Origin of the sequence: Pseudomonas sp. FH1, assembly GCF_000510895.2 — a bacterium.
Classification (GTDB): domain Bacteria; phylum Pseudomonadota; class Gammaproteobacteria; order Pseudomonadales; family Pseudomonadaceae; genus Aquipseudomonas; species Aquipseudomonas azotoformans_A.
In genome coordinates, this window is record NZ_AOHM01000020.1 from 15634 (window position 1) to 35358 (window position 19725).

A 19725-nucleotide genomic window follows, 5' to 3' on the forward strand; every position below is an offset into this window, starting at 1 on the left:
CATTTCGGTCCAACCAGCGTACTCTGCGCTTCGCTTCATCGAACGATGTTGATAATTGCTCGCGATTTAGCCGACTTTGCCCCAGAGCTTCGCATCAATGGACTAGGGCTGCAGTATGCGCTCTGCCCGCGTGGCAAAATGAGCCAAGCACGCCTCAAAGGCCATAAGCACCCTCTCTGCCTCATCTGAAAGCGCAATGGTCTGGGTAAACTCCGCTGCGCAGTGTCTGGTCACCAAATCTCTATAGGGGTGCGCAACGAAGGTGACTGGACTCATCATTACAACGTCAGGTTGAGCTCGCGGAAAGCGGCGGTGAGTGTTGTATTTGCCAAAAATATATTCCCCTTTCTGTAATGCCTGAAAATGTAGTGAGAGTAGGGGGCTAAGGTTTCTAACCCACTAAATTTCCCCTTACGAAACCGGATTTTGTCGCAGATTGCTTCGATTGCCGGCACGACCTGTTCAGGGCTACTGATTTCTATCAGTAGCCCTGAAACCTGCTCTTCCTGACTGACTGCACCTTTGCGGATTAATTTGCGCTGGAGTTCTAAGAGATAAAAGCTTCGCTTGGCTACGACTATTCGCAGTATGAGAACCGCACGTACAGCGGGTTTGTTATCAGGAAATCTAAGCCAACGGCGGGCTCGGTCGGAAGGAGAGCTATTTGGGTCGAAAGGCTTCAACGATTGAAGCTGGAATTCGCAATCATCACTTTTGAAACCAGTGGACTCTCCATACCAAGCAAGGTCCGAGAAATCCGTCCGCACATTTTTTATTAGGGTTAGCTCATCCCAAACTTGCTGAAGGATGCCTCCACTGCCACTAAAGCGTTCTGATGTAAATCTGAGCCCCCCAATGTCTTTTCCGCTGCCATGTCCGTCGCCCGTAGCATACTTACCATGTTCGCGACGACGAACAGTGACGATTTTCTTATCGCTAAATGACAACTCATCAGTAGTCTGGATGAACGGACATCGATCGCCTAGAATCCGGAATCCAGGGTTGCGTTTTCTCCGAACAGTTGCATCTTCGTCAGGCTCCTCCTCCGAAGTAACCACAAGGGAGTTCTGTTCTTCAGATATCTGGTGAACTGGCTGTACCGGGATTGTGAGCGGTACGCCGTTCTCTTCATCTTTCTCCGTGTACTTTTGACGAATGATTTCATAAATATGATCGCGTGGTTCGCTCATGCCGGTGACTTCAAGACATAGAAATGTCGTGTTATTGTTTATCCATCGGCCAATGCATTCAACTTCTGCAGGGCCCTGAAACCAGGGTCTGACCTTCAAACTCACGCGTTTAATGTTCTTTTCTCGTGCAACATCCAGCTGTGAATAAATTGACCTGGCCGACGCCGCTGCATAAGGATCGTGCTGCAACGAAGCCAGAAACAGCGCGTCGTCGTCAGGGACTGACGGATGCGGTCTGACTACCCAGATGCCTGTTTCGGATTCGGGTTCGGATTGGGGTTTGGGTTTGGGTTTGGCCGCGTAAAGCTTGGTCATCACATCATCCCAGGCATACGTAGCTAGTATCCTCGCCATGTCGGACGTACTGCCGTAACACCGGGCCAAAAATTCTGCACATGGAATGAGCAGGTTTTTTGTATCTGACAGCTTGAAGCTCATCAGGTGAGATAAAGCTTTGGGGGTATAGCTCCTATCAACTGGAGCATCATGTTGGAATTTCGCGAGCTCATACTCAGTTGACGGATGATCTGTCAAATAGACGTATTTCCAAGAGCCATCGCTGAAATCAACGGAGAGTTTTTTCTTTTTCCCGAAATTAGTTTCTCCAACACATTCGCCATTTAGCCACATCGTGCCCACCCGAAAACTGCCGAGATGACTGAGCGCAATTTTCGCGACAGTAAAACCAGCGGGGACATCGTGCTTGCCCAGATAGCGGAAAACAACGTCCACGTAAGGCATGCTTTGAGCGTCATCATTTTTGTGGCAGCGAGCGTACCACCATACAACCACCAACCTATCCTTGATATGCCGGATTTCATTGCCTATGTCTGTATCTGTGCCGCACAGGTATTGACGACGCGACTTACGCCTGATGGCCTTGCTCAATGAACTTACTCCGATGGTACTCTGGCTAGGCAGTCGAAAATGGCGTACGACGCTAACGCTGTGTAATGCCATGTTAATACTACCGGAGGGCGAAAATCATTTTCTAAAATAGGATATTCGAGATCACGAGGACAGCCGAAGCTACCTACTGGATTCTGCGAGTGTTTTTGCCAATCGAATTCTTGCTATGGCCGCTTGGACCTGCGGAACCCTTATTTCCAAAGCCCTGAGCAAAAATCAGTCGTCAAAATTACAACATGGTATTTGCATCTATTGCTCGATATTTGCATCTATATCCAGATGTCACAGCCGCCACCCACCAATGCAGGACCTGATGCCGAATGATGCGGCTGGCGAAACGGCCGATGCGGCCAATGACTCAGCGGCGCCAGGCTGACCACCGACTGAATCGCCGCCACCTCCAAGGCCTCCTGCTCACTCAGCGGTGGCAGCAAACCTGGCAGGCGACTGGCGAGCAATGTCTTGCCGGTGCCGGGCGGGCCGCTGAACAGCAGGTTATGCGCCCCCGCCGCCGCGATCAGCAATGCGCGCTTGGCGGCGAGCTGGCCCTGTACTTCGCTCAAGTCCGGGTAAGGCTTGTTCAGGTACAGCAAACCGTCGGACTTGTAGGGCTCGATTGGCTGATGCCCGTTCAGGTGCGCCACCACCTGAAGCAGGTGGTCCACGGCGATCACTTTCAATCCCGATGCCAGGCAGGCTTCTTCCGCATTCGCCCGTGGCACTATCACAGTGCGCCCGGCCTTGCGCGCCGCCAATGCTGCTGGCAATACGCCTTTCACTGCGCGCACTTCGCCGGACAGTGCCAGTTCCCCGAGGCATTCCACGTCGTCGAGCATCAACGCCGGCACCTGCACGCTGGCCGCCAGGATTCCCAGGGCAATCGCCAGGTCAAAACGCCCGCCGTCCTTGGGCAGGTCGGCGGGCGCCAGGTTCAGGGTGATGCGGCGGGCAGGGTATTGCAGGGCGGAATTGAGGATGGCGCTGCGCACCCGGTCCTTGCTTTCCTTGACCGCCGTTTCAGGCAAACCCACCAGCGTCAGGGACGGCAGACCATTGGCCATATGCACTTCGACGGTGACGGCAGGGGCTTCGACGCCAATTTGGGCGCGGCTGTGGACGATGGCGAGGGACATGCTCGTTCCTTGAAAAAGGGACCGCTTCCTGCGGTTTTCTCAAGGGTAGACGAGGGGTGACGCTATCGAAGGTGGGAGGTTTTACAGAACGTATCCAGCTCCCACATTGACCGCGTTTATTCAGCAGGCGGCATGAGCTTGGCTTCCAGTTCGGCGACTTTCGCTTCCAGGCTCTCAAGCCGCGCACGCGTGCGGGCCAGCACCACCATCTGGCTATCAAACTCTTCCCGGCTCACCAGGTCGAGCTTGCTGAAACCGCTTTGCAGCAATGCCTTGAATTGGCTTTCGATTTCATTGCGGGGCAATGGGGTGTCGCCGCTGAACAGGCGAGAAGCGTGGCCGCTCAGGGCGTCGAGGAGGTCTTTGGGCGCGAGCATGGGAAATATTCCGGAAAACTGTTGGCCGGCAGTGTATCACGCAGCGTCTATAGTCTTTTTCACGGAGGTAAGCGCACGCTTTTCGCGCAGGGGGTCGGGCGGCGACGCACTGTTTTTGTGCGCATTGCCGCCATCAAAAAGCCCCGTAGGTGGGCATAAGTGGGCAAAGGACTGATTTCAGTGATTTTTACGGAGCTGGCAAGGTTTCTGCTTAGACGATCATGACCCATGCACTGATGCAGTCGCTGTGACGAATGCAGTGCGCCGACGGATCAGGGGTACAGGTTTCGTCACCAGTGGTTCGCTGGCGTCGCAAAGGCAAATGCCGAGGCGACGACGCGTTACAAAGCCAGGCACTGCGCTTAGACTTGAGACGGGTTTGTTTTCCTGGGGCAAGTCCACCAATTCGGGAGAGAGTTTTCATGAAGCTAGTCACTGCCATCATCAAGCCGTTCAAGTTGGACGATGTACGCGAGTCGTTGTCCGAGATCGGCGTGCAGGGCATTACCGTTACTGAGGTCAAAGGCTTCGGTCGGCAGAAGGGTCACACCGAGCTGTATCGCGGCGCGGAATACGTGGTCGATTTCCTGCCGAAGGTGAAGATTGATGTCGCCATTGACGACAAGGATCTTGACCGGGTTATCGAGGCGATAACCAAGGCCGCCAACACCGGCAAGATCGGTGACGGCAAGATCTTCGTGGTCAATCTGGAACAGGCTATTCGCATCCGTACCGGCGAAACCGATACCGACGCAATCTAAGCCGCCAAACCCCAACGCCCCAGGAGAAAACAATATGACTCTGCGTAAATTCGCAGGGCTCGGAGCCCTGTTGTCCATCGTAATGCCAAGCCTGGCCATGGCGGCAGACGAAGTGGCTGCTCCAGTCCTCAATTCCGGCGACACCGCCTGGATGCTGACCGCCACCGCTTTGGTGCTGTTCATGACCATCCCTGGCCTGGCGCTGTTCTACGGCGGCATGGTCCGCTCCAAGAATATTCTGTCGGTGATGATGCAGTGTTTCGCGATCACTGGCCTGATCAGCATCCTCTGGGTCGTCTACGGCTACAGCATCGCGTTCGATACCACCGGTATGGAACAGGGTGTGGTCAACTTCAACTCCTTCTTCGGCGGCATGGGCAAGGCGTTCCTGGCGGGCGTGACCCCGGCCAGCATCACCGGCCCTGCGGCATTGTTCCCGGAAGCCGTGTTCATCACCTTCCAGATGACGTTCGCCATCATCACCCCGGCGCTGATCGTCGGTGCCTTCGCTGAGCGTATGAAGTTCTCTGCGATGCTGATCTTCATGGCGATCTGGTTCACCCTGGTCTACGCGCCGATCGCGCACATGGTCTGGAGCGGCAACGGCGGCCTGCTGTGGGATTGGGGCGTACTGGACTTCGCTGGCGGCACCGTGGTGCACATCAACGCCGGTGTGGCTGGCCTGGTTGCGTGCATCGTGCTCGGCAAGCGTAAAGGCTTCCCGACCACCCCGATGGCCCCGCACAACCTGGGTTACACCCTGATCGGCGCGGCGATGCTGTGGATCGGCTGGTTCGGCTTCAACGCCGGTTCCGCCGCCGCGGCCAACGGCACCGCCGGCATGGCGATGCTGGTTACACAGATCGCGACCGCTGCTGCGGCGCTGGGCTGGATGTTCGCCGAGTGGATCACCCACGGTAAGCCAAGCGCACTGGGCATTGCCTCGGGCGTGGTCGCGGGCCTGGTTGCAGTCACCCCAGCCGCAGGCACCGTGGGCCCGATGGGCGCTCTGGTAATCGGCCTGGTTGCCGGTGTGATCTGCTTCTTCTGCGCCACCAGCCTCAAGCGCAAGCTGGGCTACGACGACTCCCTGGACGCTTTCGGCGTGCACGGTATCGGCGGTATCGTGGGGGCGATCCTCACGGGTGTATTTGCAGCGCCTGCTCTGGGTGGCTTCGGTACGGTGACTGACATCGCTGCGCAAGTCTGGATCCAGTGCAAAGGCGTTGGCTTCACGGTGATCTACACGGCGATCGTGACCTACATCATCCTTAAGGTGTTGGACATGGTCATGGGCCTGCGGGTGACCGAAGAGGAAGAGGCCGTCGGCCTCGACCTGGCGCAACACAACGAACGCGGCTACAACTTGTAAGTACGCGAAAAAAAGATGCCCGGCTTGCCGGGCATTTTTTTGTCTGGTGTTTGTCAGTCGTAATACGCTGTAGCGGTTTTTACGCCTTGTTTGTGATGGGATGCACACGGCACTTTTCAGCGTGCCAATGTCTTACAGGCATGTAGGCGTATTCGGCACTTTGTTTTTTCCCAGAGCGCGCTAGAATGCGCGCCGATGGGCGCATAACTGTATTTATCTGGACGAGCACCGTGATCATGGTGGTGTTCGTAAAGTCCTCGCCACCTTGCACGGCGGCGGGGCATAAGCCACTGGTTATCCAGTGGATGTTGATTTTTCCTCGGCAGCCTCGACAGAGGATGAAGCTGGGCTATAACTAATCTGCTTTTCGCAAGTCATGAGGTAGAACATGAGCGACGATGATCTGGAAAACGACGAACTCGAAGTAGGTGACGAAGACGACACCGAAGAAGGCCTTGAAGCGGCGGCGGAAGACGTTGCTGACGACGACGGTGGCGATGATGCGCCTGCCCCGGCTGCCAAAGGCAAAGCCAAGGCTGCTGTGTCGGTAGATGAATTGCCGAGCGTTGAAGCCAAGAACAAAGAGCGTGATGCCCTGGCCCGTGCGATGGAAGAGTTCCTCGCTAAAGGCGGCAAAGTGCAGGAAGTCGAGGCCAACGTGGTGGCAGACCCACCGAAGAAGCCGGATAACAAGTACGGCAGCCGACCTATCTGAGGTCAGCACCCGCTTGTAAGAAAAAGCCCGCCGTCGCTGCGGGCTTTTTCATGGGTGTTATTTCCAGCCAGCCAACAAGGGCGCTAATTCGGCCAGGCTGCGAATCTCCGCATCCGGGCGCTTGTCGGCTTCCCACACCTTACCCGTCGGGTTGAACCACACCGCCCGAAGCCCCGCCTGCTGTGCTCCGGCAATGTCATCCCCCGGATGATCGCCAATGTGCACCGCCGCACTGGCGTCCACGCCACCGCGCTGCAACGCTTCTTGAAACAAACGCGCATCCGGCTTGGCGATGCCGATGTCTTCAGCGCGCAGGGCAAAGTGGAAGTAGTCCGCCAGGCCCACGCGCTGCACGTCGGCATTGCCGTTGGTAATAACGCCCAGCAGGAAGTGTTGGCGAAGCGCCCGAAGCATGGGCTCCGCTTCGGGGAAGGGGGTGAGTTGGTGCCGCGCATGAATGAACGTCTCGTAGCAGACATCCGCCATTTCCGTGGCTTCAGGCTGTGGATAACCGGCTTCTTCAAACGCATGCATCAACACCCGGTGGCGCAAAATGCTGATCCGGTGTTTCAGCTCCGGATGGCGCTCCAGCACCTGCTGGCGAAGACTGGCGAAGTGCTCCAACGGCAAATCGCCGACTTTGGCGGCGTTAAGTGCCAGCCATTCGCGCATCGACGCTTCGGCGTTGATGATGACGGGTACGTTGTCCCAGAGTGTGTCGTCCAGGTCGAAGGTGATCAGCTTGATACTCATGAGTCGCCGCCCTTGATGCGTTTGGCCCGTGGATGGGCGCTGTCGTACACCGTTGCCAGGTGTTGGAAATCCAGATGGGTGTAGATCTGCGTGGTCTTGATGTCGGAGTGGCCGAGCAGCTCTTGAACCGCGCGCAGGTCCTGGGACGATTCCAGCAGGTGGCTGGCAAAAGAGTGTCGCAGCATGTGTGGGTGCAGGTTCTGCCCCAGCTCGCGCTCGCCGGCCGCCTTGACCCGCACTTGAATCGCACGCGGCCCCAGGCGCCGGCCTTGCTGGCTGACAAACACCGCATCATCCGCCGGGTTGGTCAAAAGGCGCAGCGGCAGCCACAGTTGCAAGGCTTCGCGGGCTTTGCGGCCCACTGGTAACACGCGGGTCTTACTGCCTTTACCGAGTACCTGAACCAGGCCGTCCGCCAGGTCCAGCTGGTCGAGGTTCAAGCCAGTCAGCTCCGACAGGCGCAGGCCTGATGAATAGAACAGCTCAAGAATGGCCTGGTCGCGATGGGCCAGGAAGTCATCCTCGACGGCGCCATCCAGCAATTGCAGGGCGCGGTCGGCGTCCAGGGTCTTGGGCAGGCGCCGTTCGCCCTTGGGCGGCGACAGGCCGTTGGCCGGGTCGTGGTCGCACAGGCCTTCGCGGTTCAAATAGTGATAGAGCCCACGCACCGCCGAGAGCAGGCGCGACAGGCTGCGCGAGGATTGGCCCGACTGGTGCAGGCGCGCGATCAGGCTGCGCAGGCTCTGGATATCCAGGGCCTTCCAGCTGCCGATCTGTTGTTTTTCGCAGTAGACCAAGACCTTGTTCAAGTCCCGCCGGTAGGCTTCCAGGGTATGGGGCGACACCTGGCGCTCGTTGCGCAGGTGAGCGCAGTAAGCGTCCAGTTGCCGTTCCATGGCTAGCGCACCGCGCGCAGGGCGGTGGTGAAGCGCGGCAGGACGCGGCCCAGGACTTCGGCAATGTAGGTCAGGAACAGCGTGCCCACTGAACTCTTGTAGTGCTGGGGATCGCGGCTGGCGATGGCCAGCACACCGTGCAAGCCTTGATGGCTGAGCGCGACCACTGCCGTGGAGCCGATCTGCTTGCGCTGTTCGGCACCAAACAGGAAGTCCAGCTCATGCTCACGCAAGGTGCCGCTGATGGTCTTGCCTTCGGACAACAGGCCGCCGATGGCGGTGTGTGCGTCGCTGCCGCTGACCCAGCGACCCACCGGCATCGGGTTGTCGCTGAACAGGATCAGGCTCACGAACGGCACCTGGAAGTCCTGGCGCAGGCTGTCTTCCACGGCGATCACCGTTTCTTCCAGGCTGGTGGCGTCCATCAGGGTCAGGATCAGGCGACGGGTTTTCTCGAACAGGCGGTCGTTGTCGCGGGCGACGTCCATCAGGTGCGAGAGCTTGTGGCGCATCTCGATATTGCGCTCGCGCAGGATCTTCATCTGCCGCTCCACCAGCGATACGGTATCGCCGCGTTGATGGGGGATGCGCAGGGCCGGCAGCAGTTCTTCGTGCTCGACGAAGAAATCCGGATTAGCCTCAAGGTACGCCGCGACGGCAGCGGCCTCCAGACTTTCGCTCGGGGATGCTTGTGCGGGTACTTGAGGCTTATCGGTCATTGGATTGGCTCACTCATAGACGGACCTGTCCTTCGTATACGCGCGAGGCCGGCCCGGTCATCATCACCGGGTGGCCAGGGCCTGCCCACTCGATGGACAAGCGTCCGCCGGGCAGGTCGATCAGCAGCGGCGAATCCATCCACCCCTGGCTGATCGCGGCCACGGCAGCGGCGCAAGCGCCGGTGCCGCAGGCCTGGGTTTCGCCGGCGCCGCGTTCCCAGACGCGCAATTGCGCGCGGGTACGGTCGATCACCTGCAGGAAGCCCACGTTGACCCGTGCCGGAAAGCGCGGGTGGTGTTCGATCTTCGGCCCCAGTTCATGCACGGGTGCGTTGTTGATGTCGTTGACCCGCAGCACGGCGTGGGGGTTGCCCATGGACACTGCGGCCAGGTCGACAACTTTACCGTCGACGTCAACCGCATAGCTCGTGGCCTGTTCGCTGGCTTGGAACGGAATGTCCGCCGGCACCAGGCGTGGCGCGCCCATGTTGACGCTGATCTGGCCGTCACTGCGGATATCCAGCTCGATCACGCCGCTCTTGGTCTCGACGCGGATCTGGCGCTTGGCGGTCAGGCGCTTGTCCAGCACAAAGCGGGCGAAGCAGCGTGCACCGTTGCCGCACTGTTCCACTTCGGAACCGTCGGAGTTGAAGATCCGGTAACGGAAATCCACCTCCGGGTTGCTTGGCGCCTCGACGATCAGCAACTGGTCGAAACCAATGCCGGTGTGACGGTCGCCCCACTGTTTGGCGTGCTTGGGCAGGATATGCGCGTGCTGGCTGACCAGGTCGAGGACCATGAAATCATTGCCCAGCCCGTGCATCTTGGTAAAACGCAGCAGCATGGCTTACTCCGGCAGCAGGCTTTCGCCAGCATACAACTCGGCTACCGTCTCGCGGCGACGCACTTCAAACGCTTGATCACCGTCCACCAGCACCTCGGCGGTACGGCCGCGGGTGTTGTAGTTGGAACTCATGACAAACCCGTAGGCACCGGCCGAATGCACGGCCAGCAGATCGCCTTCTTCCAGGGCCAGCTGACGATCCTTGGCCAGGAAGTCGCCGGTCTCGCAGATCGGGCCGACGATGTCATAGGCACGCGCTTCGCTGTCGCGAGGCGTCACGGCGGTGACATTCATCCAGGCCTGGTACAGCGCCGGGCGGATCAGGTCGTTCATCGCCGCATCGACGATGGCGAAATCCTTGTGTTCGGTGTGCTTGAGGTACTCGACCTGGGTCAGCAGCACGCCGGCATTGGCGACGATATAGCGGCCAGGCTCGAACATCAGCGTCAGGTCGCGGCCTTCGATGCGCTCGCGCACCGCCTGGATGTAATCGGCGATCAGCGGCGGCTCTTCGTCGCGATAACGCACGCCCACGCCACCACCGAGGTCGATGTGGTGCAGGTAGATGCCGCATTCACCCAGGCGGTCGATCAACGCCAGCAGGCGGTCGAGCGCATCCAGGAACGGCGGCAGCGTGGTCAGTTGCGAGCCGATATGGCAGTCGACACCCAGCACTTCCAGGTTCGGCAGTTGCGCGGCGCGGATGTACACGTCCTCGGCGTCGGCAATGGCGATGCCGAACTTGTTCTCTTTGAGACCGGTGGAAATGTACGGGTGTGTACCGGCATCGACGTCCGGGTTGACGCGCAGGGAGATCGGCGCGCGAACGCCCATCTCGGCGGCCACGACCTGCAGGCGTTCCAGCTCGTCGGTGGATTCGATGTTGAAGCAATGCACGCCGACTTCCAGGGCGCGACGCATGTCTTCGCGGGTCTTGCCGACGCCGGAGAACACGATCTTGTCAGCCTTGCCGCCAGCGGCCAGTACGCGTTCCAGCTCGCCACGGGAGACGATGTCGAAACCAGCGCCCAATCGCGCCAGGACATTCAGTACGCCGAGGTTGGAGTTGGCCTTGACCGCGTAGCACACCAGGTGCGGCACGCCGTCGAGGGCGTCGGTGAAGGAGCGGTACTGGGCTTCGATATGCGCACGGGAATACACATAGGTCGGGGTGCCAAAGCGCTGGGCAATCGCGGACAACGCCACGCCTTCCGCGAACAGCTCGCCGTCCCGGTAGTTAAAAGCGTCCATGGGATTCCCTTATTCGTAGGTGTCGTGCTTATGCGCTTTGGAAGGCTTTTGCGACGATTGCGCCTGTTCATTCGGGTCTTTGCTGTCATCGGGCAGGTACAGCGGGCCTTTTTGACCACAGGCACTAACGAGGCAAGCGACCGCGACGAGCGCAGCAAGGGAAGAGATCAGGCGCTTCATGGCGAAATCCTTGAATATGCATTAATTGCGCCCGAGTATACCGACCACCCGCCAGCTTGCCTATGCGCTGGAATACCCGTCCGGCGGGGGTTTGCCGACACAGTCGGGAAGCGGACTACGCTGCTTGAGGATTTTTCACACCGTCAATCGTGTTGAAATCGGTATCCTTTGCAATCGGCGGGGCTCGCCCGTATCGTGCGGCGCTTGAGCAAAACCAGACACTTTTGAGGTTGCCACAATGAGTTTGACCGAAGCCCGTTTTCACGACCTGGTGGATTCGACCCAGCAGGCGCTGGAAGATATTTTCGACGACAGCGGCCTGGACGTGGACCTGGAAAACTCGGCCGGCGTGCTGACCGTCAAGTTCGACAGTGGCCAGCAACTGATCTTCAGCCGCCAGGAGCCGTTGCGTCAGCTGTGGCTGGCGGCGCGTTCCGGCGGCGTTCACTTCGACTACGACGAAGAAAGCGGCAAATGGCAGTGCGACAAGAGTGAAGAGCTGCTGAGTGAAATGCTCGCGCGCCTGGTCAGCGAGTACACCGGCGCCGACCTGGATTTCGACGAGATCTGATGGTGACCCAGCCTGCACCTGTCCGCCCGCCGAAGCCGCTGTTCAGTAATGTCAGCCCGGCGGTGCCGTCACCTTGTATCAGTTTGTGTCGCCTGGACGAGCAAAAAGTCTGCCTCGGCTGCTTCCGCCACGTGGAAGACATCCGTGAATGGCGCTCTGCCGACGATGCGCGGCGCCGCGTGATCTGCGCCGAGGCCGAGCAGCGCAGGGCGCGCGCCTGAGGTCGTCTTGTTTATTTGTGACGCTGTGGTAGTGTCCGGATACGCCTCAACTCATCGAGGCCCGTGAGAACCCCGCCTTTTCCTGGCGGGGTTTTGCTTTTTTGTGCAGAAAAAAGGAGTCTGCCTGAATCATGACCACCGCACCGTCCATCATCCTCACCCGTCTTGACGTGCAGCGTCTGGAGCAACTGATCGACCGCTTGGGCGACGAATCTCCCGGCGTCGAAGCGTTGCAAGCCGAACTCGACCGCGCCGAAGACGTGGTTGGCCACGATGAAGTGCCTGCGGGTGTCGTGACCATGAACTCCAGCGTGCATTGCCGTGAGCAAAGCAGCGGCAAGGACTACCACCTGACGCTGGTCTACCCGAAAGACGCCAATGCGGACGAAGGCAAGATCTCGATCCTGGCTCCCGTGGGCAGCGCCTTGCTCGGTTTGCAGGTTGGCCAGCACATCGACTGGCCCGCACCGGGCGGCAAGACCCTCAAGCTGGAGCTGCTCAGTGTTGAAGGCCAGCCTAAAGACGGCGGCGCCTTCCCCCTTTAAATTTCGCTCAATGCCACATTGAGCGACAGTTCCAGCTCGGCCTTGTAGCGCAGGTACAGGTTGCTCGGGCTTTGCACATCGCCGAGCAGGCCGGACAGATCCAGATCGGTGATGTAGCAGCGGTAACGCTCGGTCTCCCGGCGTTGCCCGACGATTTCCTGGGCGACCACTGCGAACAGTTGGTCGCCAAACTCCAGTTCGGAAAACTCCCGCTGATTGCAGTACAAGGTAATGCCCACCTGGCCCGGTGCGGCCTTGCCGATAATCGCCTGCACGTCGTAAAACGGTTTGTTCGCCGGGTTCAGCGGTGCGGGTCGAGGTTCGATGCCGCGCGCGCGGCCGCTGCCTGACGGCAATAGCTGGTAATACAAGACCTGCACCGCGCCCAGCGGCTCCTGCTGGTCCAACGGCGATAGCGCGTCCCGGCGATAAATGATCGATTGCAAGAAACGCTGCAACGGCGCCAACAGACTCTGTTCATCGTGAAACGGCAGGCGCTGCTGCCAGAGCGCGTTGAACTCATCCAATACATACAGTTCGGCGAAGCCTTCGTTGACCCGGTAGAACACCTGCACGCAATCGGCCATGCCCATCGGCAGCAGCAACGCCAGGTCGTGGTCTTCCAGGGCCATGGCATCCAGGTGCAACGGGCTGTAGCTGGCCAATTCTTCGCTGAGGTAGGCGATCAGCGCATCCTGGGTCGCCAGCGATACATGGTTGGCCTGGCCCGGCATCAACTCCATGACGTGATAGTGCTGCTGCACCTGGAGCAAATAGCGGTGATTGCCCTGGCCGAGCAGCAGGTTCTGCGCGGTGTCGAAGATTTCTTCCACGCGTTGGGCAATGAATTGCGCACGGTTGTGACAGAAACAGCGCACCCGCAGGCGTGGCAGATGGTCCGACGGCAACTGGTTGAGGTAGTCGCGCAGGCAGTCGAGCAGCGCGTGCGGGCCGTCGTAGCGGCTGACCATCACCTCGTTCCAGCTATTGAGCGTGACTTGGTCCAGGGTCAGCACCAGGTTGTCGCGTACACCGGCATAGCTCAGAGAGTCGGTGCGCTCGGTGGTCATCAGGATATTCAGGTCGCGGTGATGCTTGAGCGGGTCGACGCCCACATTGATCAGCAACAACACTTCTTCCGGCACGGCCGAGCGCAGCAGGCGCTCTTCATCCACGCTGGACAGGGGCAGGGCGATGGTTTGTTGCAGGCTGCCCAGCAGGTTGAACAGCTCGAATTCGGTCATGTCGCTGGTGCCGGGGTGCAGCGCCAGGCGCGTGCTGCTATCGATCACGCCGTTGCGATGGCACCAGGTCAGCATCTCCAGCAGGTCGCGGCTGCGTTTGATCGGCGCGAAGTGTTCCCATTCCAGCGCTGTAAGGTTGCCGTTATACAGGCCCCAGTGGTGCTGGCCCGGCTCCTTGCGGTTGGGCGATTGCACCAGGGTCAGGGTGTCTTCAGCCAGGTCCGGGGCAATGCCTGGGTTGATGAACTCGACCTTGCCGGCCTTGCGTTCAAAGGCGGCGTATAGGCGCCGACCCAGCACATTGAGGTCGCGTTTGTTGATCAGGCTGACGGTCTGTTCGGTGCGGGCGAATTGGGTCAGGAAGCGGTAACTGTAGTTGAGCTCGCTCACCAAGGCCCGGCGCTCGGAGGCGACCTGACGCACTTTCCACTGGCTGCGGCTGTCGAGCAACGCCAATTGGCGCTGGTCCCAGCCCCATTCATGGGCCAGGCGCTCCAGCAGTAGGCGCTGCCAGCTGGTGGTACGCTGGCCGGCGCTGAGCTTGCGGTTGACCTTCAGGTACAGCGCGCGCCTTACCAGTTCCAGACGCTCGGGCTCGTTGCGGGCCTTGAGGTATTCCTCGATGCGGCGGTACACCACGATGTACGGGTCCAGCTCATCCAGGTCCATCTGGTTGGCGAACACCGCGCGCTTGAAGCGCAGGCTCAAGCAATGCACGTTCGGGTGTTCGCTGGCGTAGACCTCGGTCAGCAACAGCTTGAGCACGGATTTGTAGGGCGACTCAATGCCCTTGAACAGTTGCCACAGCCCGGCGCCAATAAATTCGCCGGGGGGAATGCGCGCCAGGTGACCCAGGTCGAGGGTTTCGTCGGCGCGGATAAATCGCTTGGAAATCAGTGTGTGGGTGAACTCGGCATAACGGGTTTCTTCATACACCGGCACCAGCCACCAGATCGGCGTGCGCCCGGCCAGCCAGATGGCGGTGCGGTAAAACTCATCCAGCAACAGGTAATGCTGGGTGGTGCCGCAGTCGTCGGAGCTCAGTTGCGTGTCGCGCTCTCCCAGCACAAAGCGTGTCGGCTCGATCAGAAAGAAGTGCGCCTCGGCGCCCATGCTCAGGGCCCAGGCTTCCAGCAACTGGCACTTTTTGCGCAGCTCGGCCAGCTCGGTCTCACTCAGGTCTGGGGCGTGACACACCCACACATCCATATCGCTCTGGTCGGCCTGGGCCAGGGTGCCCAGGCTGCCCATCAGGAACAGGCCGTGGATTGGTCGCGGCGGGTTGCCGTGGCGTGGCTTGTAGGAGAACGAACGGGTCAGGCGCTGGGCTTCGGTGAGGGCTTGGGCGTCCGGTTCGAAATTCGACAGGCCTGCTGGCGTACTGCCCGACACATAGCCCGGCAGCAACGGATGGTTGACGTGAAAAAACAGCGGCAACAGGTTCAGCACGCTTTGCTGGCGCGGCGTCAGCCCCTCGATGGCACGGGCCATACGGCCTTCATTGAGGGCCATGAACCGCGCGCGCAACTGGGCCAGCACCTTGCGGTCGATGCCTTCGTCCAGGTCGGGGCGGATTTCATGGGTGCGGGTCATGTCGAACTCGGTGGCTCGCAGGGCCCGACGTGGGCGGCCGTGTAGGAGTTTACAGCCAGTAGCGTAGGAGGTTTAGAGGGAAATGGTTTTTGACGTCAGAATTTTTGCACGTGCACAGCAACGCCCTCGGAATCCGCAAAGGGCGGACTCCACGGGCGGTATCCGGTATCAGGCGGCTTCTTTGGTGGTGGCAGTGGTCAAGATAGTCAGCAGGGTCTGGGCCTGCTCTGCGGCGTCCCGGCCAAGGCTGGTCAGGTAGCCCCCGTCCGGCTGGTCGATAAGTCCTTTCGCGTGAAGGCGTTTGGCGGCGGCGATAGCAGTAGGCGCAGCGGTCTGGTGGACTTTCAGACCTTCTTTGGTGCTGTCCAAGGGGAAGAGTACAAGGATTTCCAGTTCGGCAACCAACTCAGGGGTATACGACATAAGGACTCCAGACTTTCTAAGAATTTATTAGAGGCTAGCAGGCCATAAGGTGAACGCACTTTGCCGAACTGTCCAGTGTGTTGCCGCGTGTTGGATTTATTGCTTTTCAGGCGGCAATTCCGGCAGGGCGCGCAGTGCAGTTTCATACCATTCGGTATTGAAGGCGCGGTCCTCTTCCAGCAGCGCGTCGATCTCGACAGCCAGCACGTGGGCCATCAGTTGCAGGATCTCTTCACGCTCGTAGCCCACCAGGGTCAGCTTGTTGAACGTGGCCTTGGCCGCTGGCGGGTTTTCGCTCTCGATCTGGTTCTCGATCGCTTCGATCAGGGTGGTTTCGGCGAATTCTTCTTCGTCGTTGTCGATATCGGTCGGCTCGCTCATGGCAGGCTCCTCAAGGAAAGGGCGCCAGTCTAACTCCATTCAGGCCGGTGATGCTGCTGGTCAGGCTGGGCGCCGGGATCTATAACTCTTTGCAGCCAACCCCATTCCCGGCCTGGAGGCACCCGCAATGCTCAAGCTCTACGGATTTTCGGTCAGCAACTACTACAACATGGTCAAGCTGGCGCTGCTGGAGAAAGGGCTGCCTTTCGAAGAGGTACCGTTTTACGCGGGCCAAACCCCGGAGGCCCTGGCGGTGAGCCCGCGAGGCAAGGTGCCGGTGCTGGGCGTGAAACAGGGCTTTATCAACGAAACCAGCGTGATCCTTGAATACATCGAACACACCCAGGAAGGGCCCGCGCTGCTGCCGGCCGAGCCGTTCCAGCGTGCGCAGGTGCTGGCGCTGTGCCGGGAAATCGAGCTGTACATCGAGTTGCCTGCCCGCGCGTGTTTTGCCGAAGCGTTTTTTGGCATGCCGGTGCCGGAGGCGATCAAGGAGAAGTCCAAGGCCGAATTGCTGTTGGGTTTTGGTTCGTTGGGCAGGCACGGCAAGTTTGCGCCTTATGTGGCGGGGGAGAGCTTCACGATTGCCGATTTGTATTTCATGTACAGCGTGAACCTCGCCTGCGCGGTGGGCGAGAAGCTGTTTGGGCTGGATTGGCTGGCTGAGATGCCAAAGGCCAAGGCGTTGTTGGACAGGCTGCATGCAATGCCCAATGCGCAGAAGGTGGCAGCGGACAGGGAGGCGGCGATGCCGGCGTTTATGGCGATGATTGCAGCAAAAAAATAGAGTTTGAAGTTGCGCGCATTTGTGGCGAGCGGGCTTGCCCCGCGTTGGGCCGCGTAGCGGCCCCAAGTAAGAACACCGCGCTTTGTCAGGCATTGCGCGGTGTCAGTTTTTGGGGCTGCTTCGCAGCCCAACGCGGGGCAAGCCCGCTCGCCACAAGGATCAGCGGCTAGACAGTAAAGCCTGGCCACGTACGACGGCTGCCTTGACCTGCACCGGCGCAGTCCCGCCCACGTGGTTACGGGCATTCACCGAGCCTTCCAGGGTCAGCACGGCAAACACGTCCTGCTCGATCTGGTCGCTGAACTGACGCAGTTCTTCCAGGCTCATTTCCGCCAGGTCCTTGCCCGTGTCCACGCCGTACTTCACGGCGTGGCCGACGATTTCATGGCAGTCACGGAACGGCAGGCCACGGCGCACCAGATAGTCCGCCAGGTCGGTTGCGGTAGAGAACCCACGCAGCGCCGCTTCACGCATGATTGCGTGCTTGGGTTTGATCGCCGGGATCATGTCGGCAAACGCGCGCAAGGAGTCGCGCAGGGTGTCTGCGGCGTCGAACAACGGCTCTTTGTCTTCCTGGTTGTCCTTGTTGTAGGCCAGAGGCTGGCCTTTCATCAGGGTCAGCAGGCCCATCAAGGCGCCGAACACGCGGCCGCTCTTGCCACGCACCAACTCGGGCACGTCGGGGTTTTTCTTTTGCGGCATGATCGAGCTGCCGGTGCAGAAACGGTCCGGCAGGTCGATGAACTGGAATTGCGCGCTGGTCCACAGCACCAGCTCCTCGGAGAAGCGCGACAGGTGCATCATCGCGATGCTCGCGGCGGCGCAGAATTCGATGGCGAAGTCACGGTCCGACACGCCATCCAGGGAGTTGCCGCCCACGGCGTCGAAGCCCAGCAATTGCGCGGTGTATTCGCGATCGATCGGGTAGGTGGTGCCGGCCAGCGCAGCGCTGCCCAGAGGCATGCGGTTGGCGCGCTTGCGGCAGTCCACCAGACGCTCGTAGTCGCGGCTGAGCATTTCGAACCAGGCCAGCAGGTGGTGGCCGAAGGTCACAGGCTGTGCGGTCTGCAGGTGAGTGAAGCCCGGCATGATGGTGTCCGACTCGCGCTCGGCTTGCTCAAGCAGGCCTTTTTGCAGGCGGGTGATCTCGGACAGGATCAGGTCGATTTCGTCACGCAGCCACAGGCGGATATCAGTGGCCACCTGGTCGTTACGGCTACGGCCGGTGTGCAGCTTCTTGCCGGTCACACCGATGCGGTCGGTGAGGCGGGCCTCGATGTTCATGTGCACGTCTTCCAGGTCGACACGCCAGTCGAACGTGCCGGCTTCGATCTCGCCACGGATGGTGGTCAGGCCGTCGATGATGCTGTCGCGCTCGGCGTCGGTCAGCACGCCGACCTTGGCCAGCATCGTCGCGTGGGCGATGGAGCCCATGATGTCGTGGCGGTACAGGCGCTGGTCGAAGGTGACGGAGGCGGTGAAGCGGGCGACGAAGGCGTCGACGGGTTCACTGAAGCGGCCGCCCCAGGACTGGTTGGTCTTGTCGGTGCTCATGGATTCGCTCGTGATCTGCTTAATAAAGAGGCATGGAAGTGTGCCGGCGATAATAACAGGGTTGCCCGTGGACGCGGTGCTGCGGGTCGTCGGCATTTTTATTTGTGCAAAGGATGGCTAAGTGCCTTGCCGCCGAACGCGTCCAGGACGAGACTGGGTACAGAGGTTTATTGAAACGATATTTGACGATTGAGCAATGTCGTCTCAGTGAGCGTCTACAGTTGGACTGATAGTGTGTGAATGCACCAAAGTCGGGTGATGCGGTCAGAGCCCAGACTATCCATTTAAAAAGGGGGGTATTCGGATTGTGTATCAGCAAACCCTACGACGATGCCCGAAGGCAGCAGGTTTTGGGCGCTATTGAACAGGTCCGGGTAAATATGGGTGCCACTCTCAGGGCACTTTTTGCCGCTCGCGCTAGTCTTAGCGTGGATCGCTGTGACGCAAGTCACCGCACCTGTCTACGCTATCCTTGTGCGAGACTCACGCAGGAATCCAGCGCAATATGAATGTCCTGATCGTTGATGACGAACCCCAAGCCCGCGAGCGACTGAACCGTTTGGTCAGTGATCTCGAGGGTTACGCAGTACTCGAACCGAGCGCCACCACGGGCGAAGAGGCGTTGACGCTGATCGACAGCCTCAAGCCGGATGTGGTGTTGCTCGATATCCGTATGCCGGGCCTTGATGGCCTGCAAGTTGCCGCCCGACTGAGCGAGCGAGAGTCGCCACCCGCGGTGGTGTTTTGCGCAGCAGGCGATGAGTTTTCCGCGGAGACGCTGGAAGCCAGTGGAGTCAGCTTCCTCACCAAACCGGTGGCTGGCGAAGCATTGCTCAAGGCCCTGAAAAAGGCCGAGCGCCCAACCCGCGTCCAACTCGCCGCCTTGACCCAGCCAGCAGCCCAGAGTGGTAATGGGCCGCGCAGCCATATCAGCGCCCGCACCCGCAAAGGTATCGAGTTGATCCCCTTGGGCGAGGTGGTCTATTTTATCGCCGATCACAAGTACGTGACCCTGCGCCACCAGGGCGGCGAAGTGTTGCTCGATGAGCCACTCAAGGCGCTTGAGGATGAGTTCGGCGACCGCTTCGTGCGTATCCACCGCAATGCGCTGGTGGCCCGCGAGCGCATCGAACGCCTGCAACGCACGCCGCTGGGGCACTTTCAGCTGTTCCTGAAAGGCCTGAATGGCGACGCACTGATCGTCAGCCGACGGCATGTAGCCGGTGTGCGCAAGATGATGCAGCAGCTTTAGCCCGAGGGCTGTGGCGAGGCCTGCAACTCATATCCCGGTGCGACGCGGCCAGGG

Annotated in this window: 20 protein-coding genes and 2 pseudogenes; 9 read left to right on the forward strand and 13 right to left on the reverse strand. The window is 59.8% G+C overall.

The annotated features are described in order from the left end of the window. Positions 1 to 278 precede the first annotated feature (278 nt). From H096_RS07330 to H096_RS07340, 3 genes and pseudogenes are all read right to left on the reverse strand, one after another. Positions 279 to 2078 (reverse strand): hypothetical protein, encoded by a 1800-nt coding sequence (locus H096_RS07330; RefSeq protein WP_051421980.1) that lies wholly within the window; start codon positions 2076 to 2078, stop codon positions 279 to 281. A 308-nt stretch (positions 2079 to 2386) separates the two neighbouring features. Continuing rightward, positions 2387 to 3232 (reverse strand): annotated as a pseudogene (locus H096_RS07335) (magnesium chelatase domain-containing protein); the annotation flags it as partial. 116 nt (positions 3233 to 3348) lie between these two features. Beyond that, on the reverse strand, positions 3349 to 3609 hold the full coding sequence (locus H096_RS07340; protein WP_033897494.1) for an accessory factor UbiK family protein: 261 nt from the start codon (positions 3607 to 3609) through the stop codon (positions 3349 to 3351). Positions 3610 to 4031: 422 nt separating this feature from the next. Between H096_RS07340 and glnK the strand changes: the two genes are divergently transcribed. From glnK to sutA, 4 genes and pseudogenes are all read left to right on the forward strand, one after another. Then, positions 4032 to 4370: a P-II family nitrogen regulator gene (gene glnK, locus H096_RS07345; RefSeq protein WP_002555808.1), complete on the forward strand. Its 339-nt coding sequence runs from the start codon at positions 4032 to 4034 to the stop codon at positions 4368 to 4370. 34 nt (positions 4371 to 4404) lie between these two features. Next, positions 4405 to 5742, forward strand: a complete 1338-nt coding sequence (locus H096_RS07350; RefSeq protein ID WP_033897495.1) for an ammonium transporter — start codon at positions 4405 to 4407, stop codon at positions 5740 to 5742. A 211-nt stretch (positions 5743 to 5953) separates the two neighbouring features. Beyond that, positions 5954 to 6028, forward strand: a pseudogene (locus H096_RS33840) (YjbQ family protein); the annotation flags it as partial. A gap of 102 nt (positions 6029 to 6130) precedes the next feature. After that, positions 6131 to 6457 (forward strand): transcriptional regulator SutA, encoded by a 327-nt coding sequence (gene sutA, locus H096_RS07355; RefSeq protein ID WP_016975879.1) that lies wholly within the window; start codon positions 6131 to 6133, stop codon positions 6455 to 6457. Positions 6458 to 6514: 57 nt separating this feature from the next. Here the strand turns inward: sutA and H096_RS07360 are convergent, their stop codons facing one another. The 6 genes from H096_RS07360 to H096_RS32990 are packed head-to-tail and all read right to left on the reverse strand — an operon-like array spanning position 6515 to position 11100. Further along, a complete protein-coding gene (locus H096_RS07360; RefSeq protein ID WP_033897496.1) occupies positions 6515 to 7210 on the reverse strand; it encodes an HAD family hydrolase in 696 nt (231 codons plus the stop codon). Then, positions 7207 to 8106, reverse strand: coding sequence for a tyrosine recombinase XerC (gene xerC / locus H096_RS07365; protein ID WP_033897497.1), 900 nt, complete (start codon positions 8104 to 8106; stop codon positions 7207 to 7209). The genes H096_RS07360 and xerC overlap by 4 nt, the downstream gene beginning before the upstream one ends. Positions 8107 to 8108: 2 nt before the next feature. After that, positions 8109 to 8825 carry a DUF484 family protein gene (locus H096_RS07370; RefSeq protein ID WP_033897498.1) on the reverse strand — a complete coding sequence of 239 codons (717 nt, stop codon included), beginning with the start codon at positions 8823 to 8825 and terminating at the stop codon, positions 8109 to 8111. Positions 8826 to 8838: 13 nt separating this feature from the next. Continuing rightward, positions 8839 to 9669, reverse strand: coding sequence for a diaminopimelate epimerase (gene dapF / locus H096_RS07375; protein WP_033897499.1), 831 nt, complete (start codon positions 9667 to 9669; stop codon positions 8839 to 8841). Between the two features lie 3 nt (positions 9670 to 9672). After that, positions 9673 to 10920, reverse strand: a complete 1248-nt coding sequence (gene lysA, locus H096_RS07380; protein WP_033897500.1) for a diaminopimelate decarboxylase — start codon at positions 10918 to 10920, stop codon at positions 9673 to 9675. Positions 10921 to 10929: 9 nt separating this feature from the next. After that, entirely contained in the window at positions 10930 to 11100 is a 171-nt protein-coding gene (locus H096_RS32990; RefSeq protein WP_010207449.1) for a lipoprotein, read from the reverse strand. Positions 11101 to 11338: 238 nt separating this feature from the next. Here H096_RS32990 and cyaY point away from each other — a divergent pair, with 238 nt between their 5' ends. From cyaY to rnk, 3 genes are all read left to right on the forward strand, one after another. Next, the gene (gene cyaY / locus H096_RS07385) at positions 11339 to 11671 is read left to right on the forward strand and encodes an iron donor protein CyaY (RefSeq protein WP_033897501.1); all 333 of its coding nucleotides are present in this window, start codon (positions 11339 to 11341) and stop codon (positions 11669 to 11671) included. A 2-nt stretch (positions 11672 to 11673) separates the two neighbouring features. Further along, a complete protein-coding gene (locus H096_RS07390; protein ID WP_016975872.1) occupies positions 11674 to 11892 on the forward strand; it encodes a DUF1289 domain-containing protein in 219 nt (72 codons plus the stop codon). 131 nt (positions 11893 to 12023) lie between these two features. Beyond that, a complete protein-coding gene (rnk, locus tag H096_RS07395; protein ID WP_033897502.1) occupies positions 12024 to 12437 on the forward strand; it encodes a nucleoside diphosphate kinase regulator in 414 nt (137 codons plus the stop codon). Here the strand turns inward: rnk and H096_RS07400 are convergent. From H096_RS07400 to H096_RS07410, 3 genes are all read right to left on the reverse strand, one after another. Next, a complete protein-coding gene (locus H096_RS07400) occupies positions 12434 to 15274 on the reverse strand; it encodes a class I adenylate cyclase (RefSeq protein ID WP_033897503.1) in 2841 nt (946 codons plus the stop codon). The genes rnk and H096_RS07400 overlap by 4 nt on opposite strands. Before the next feature lie 168 nt (positions 15275 to 15442). Beyond that, positions 15443 to 15697 carry a TIGR02647 family protein gene (locus H096_RS07405; protein ID WP_010207442.1) on the reverse strand — a complete coding sequence of 85 codons (255 nt, stop codon included), beginning with the start codon at positions 15695 to 15697 and terminating at the stop codon, positions 15443 to 15445. Positions 15698 to 15793: 96 nt separating this feature from the next. Continuing rightward, on the reverse strand, positions 15794 to 16078 hold the full coding sequence (locus tag H096_RS07410) for a hypothetical protein (protein WP_010207441.1): 285 nt from the start codon (positions 16076 to 16078) through the stop codon (positions 15794 to 15796). A 127-nt stretch (positions 16079 to 16205) separates the two neighbouring features. On the opposite strand from H096_RS07410, the gene H096_RS07415 reads away from it, so the two are divergent. Next, positions 16206 to 16865 carry a glutathione S-transferase gene (locus tag H096_RS07415; protein WP_033897504.1) on the forward strand — a complete coding sequence of 220 codons (660 nt, stop codon included), beginning with the start codon at positions 16206 to 16208 and terminating at the stop codon, positions 16863 to 16865. A 159-nt stretch (positions 16866 to 17024) separates the two neighbouring features. Here the strand turns inward: H096_RS07415 and argH are convergent, their stop codons facing one another. Then, positions 17025 to 18419, reverse strand: coding sequence for an argininosuccinate lyase (gene argH, locus H096_RS07420; protein ID WP_033897505.1), 1395 nt, complete (start codon positions 18417 to 18419; stop codon positions 17025 to 17027). A 505-nt stretch (positions 18420 to 18924) separates the two neighbouring features. Between argH and H096_RS07425 the strand changes: the two genes are divergently transcribed. Next, positions 18925 to 19671 (forward strand): LytTR family DNA-binding domain-containing protein, encoded by a 747-nt coding sequence (locus H096_RS07425; protein ID WP_033897506.1) that lies wholly within the window; start codon positions 18925 to 18927, stop codon positions 19669 to 19671. Positions 19672 to 19725: the final 54 nt, after the last annotated feature.

Bases quoted from the DNA above. Each gene is read 5' to 3' on its own strand.
- H096_RS07405 (WP_010207442.1), bottom strand. From the start codon at position 15,697: ATGTCGTATACCCCTGAGTTGGTTGCCGAACTGGAAATCCTTGTACTC.
- H096_RS07400 (WP_033897503.1), bottom strand. From the start codon at position 15,274: ATGACCCGCACCCATGAAATCCGCCCCGACCTGGACGAAGGCATCGAC.
- lysA (WP_033897500.1), bottom strand. From the start codon at position 10,920: ATGGACGCTTTTAACTACCGGGACGGCGAGCTGTTCGCGGAAGGCGTG.
- H096_RS07360 (WP_033897496.1), bottom strand. From the start codon at position 7,210: ATGAGTATCAAGCTGATCACCTTCGACCTGGACGACACACTCTGGGAC.
- dapF (WP_033897499.1), bottom strand. From the start codon at position 9,669: ATGCTGCTGCGTTTTACCAAGATGCACGGGCTGGGCAATGATTTCATG.
- rnk (WP_033897502.1), top strand. From the start codon at position 12,024: ATGACCACCGCACCGTCCATCATCCTCACCCGTCTTGACGTGCAGCGT.
- sutA (WP_016975879.1), top strand. From the start codon at position 6,131: ATGAGCGACGATGATCTGGAAAACGACGAACTCGAAGTAGGTGACGAA.
- argH (WP_033897505.1), bottom strand. From the start codon at position 18,419: ATGAGCACCGACAAGACCAACCAGTCCTGGGGCGGCCGCTTCAGTGAA.
- glnK (WP_002555808.1), top strand. From the start codon at position 4,032: ATGAAGCTAGTCACTGCCATCATCAAGCCGTTCAAGTTGGACGATGTA.
- H096_RS07350 (WP_033897495.1), top strand. From the start codon at position 4,405: ATGACTCTGCGTAAATTCGCAGGGCTCGGAGCCCTGTTGTCCATCGTA.
- H096_RS07410 (WP_010207441.1), bottom strand. From the start codon at position 16,078: ATGAGCGAGCCGACCGATATCGACAACGACGAAGAAGAATTCGCCGAA.
- H096_RS07425 (WP_033897506.1), top strand. From the start codon at position 18,925: ATGAATGTCCTGATCGTTGATGACGAACCCCAAGCCCGCGAGCGACTG.
- H096_RS07370 (WP_033897498.1), bottom strand. From the start codon at position 8,825: ATGACCGATAAGCCTCAAGTACCCGCACAAGCATCCCCGAGCGAAAGT.
- cyaY (WP_033897501.1), top strand. From the start codon at position 11,339: ATGAGTTTGACCGAAGCCCGTTTTCACGACCTGGTGGATTCGACCCAG.
- H096_RS07415 (WP_033897504.1), top strand. From the start codon at position 16,206: ATGCTCAAGCTCTACGGATTTTCGGTCAGCAACTACTACAACATGGTC.
- xerC (WP_033897497.1), bottom strand. From the start codon at position 8,106: ATGGAACGGCAACTGGACGCTTACTGCGCTCACCTGCGCAACGAGCGC.
- H096_RS07340 (WP_033897494.1), bottom strand. From the start codon at position 3,609: ATGCTCGCGCCCAAAGACCTCCTCGACGCCCTGAGCGGCCACGCTTCT.
- H096_RS32990 (WP_010207449.1), bottom strand. From the start codon at position 11,100: ATGAAGCGCCTGATCTCTTCCCTTGCTGCGCTCGTCGCGGTCGCTTGC.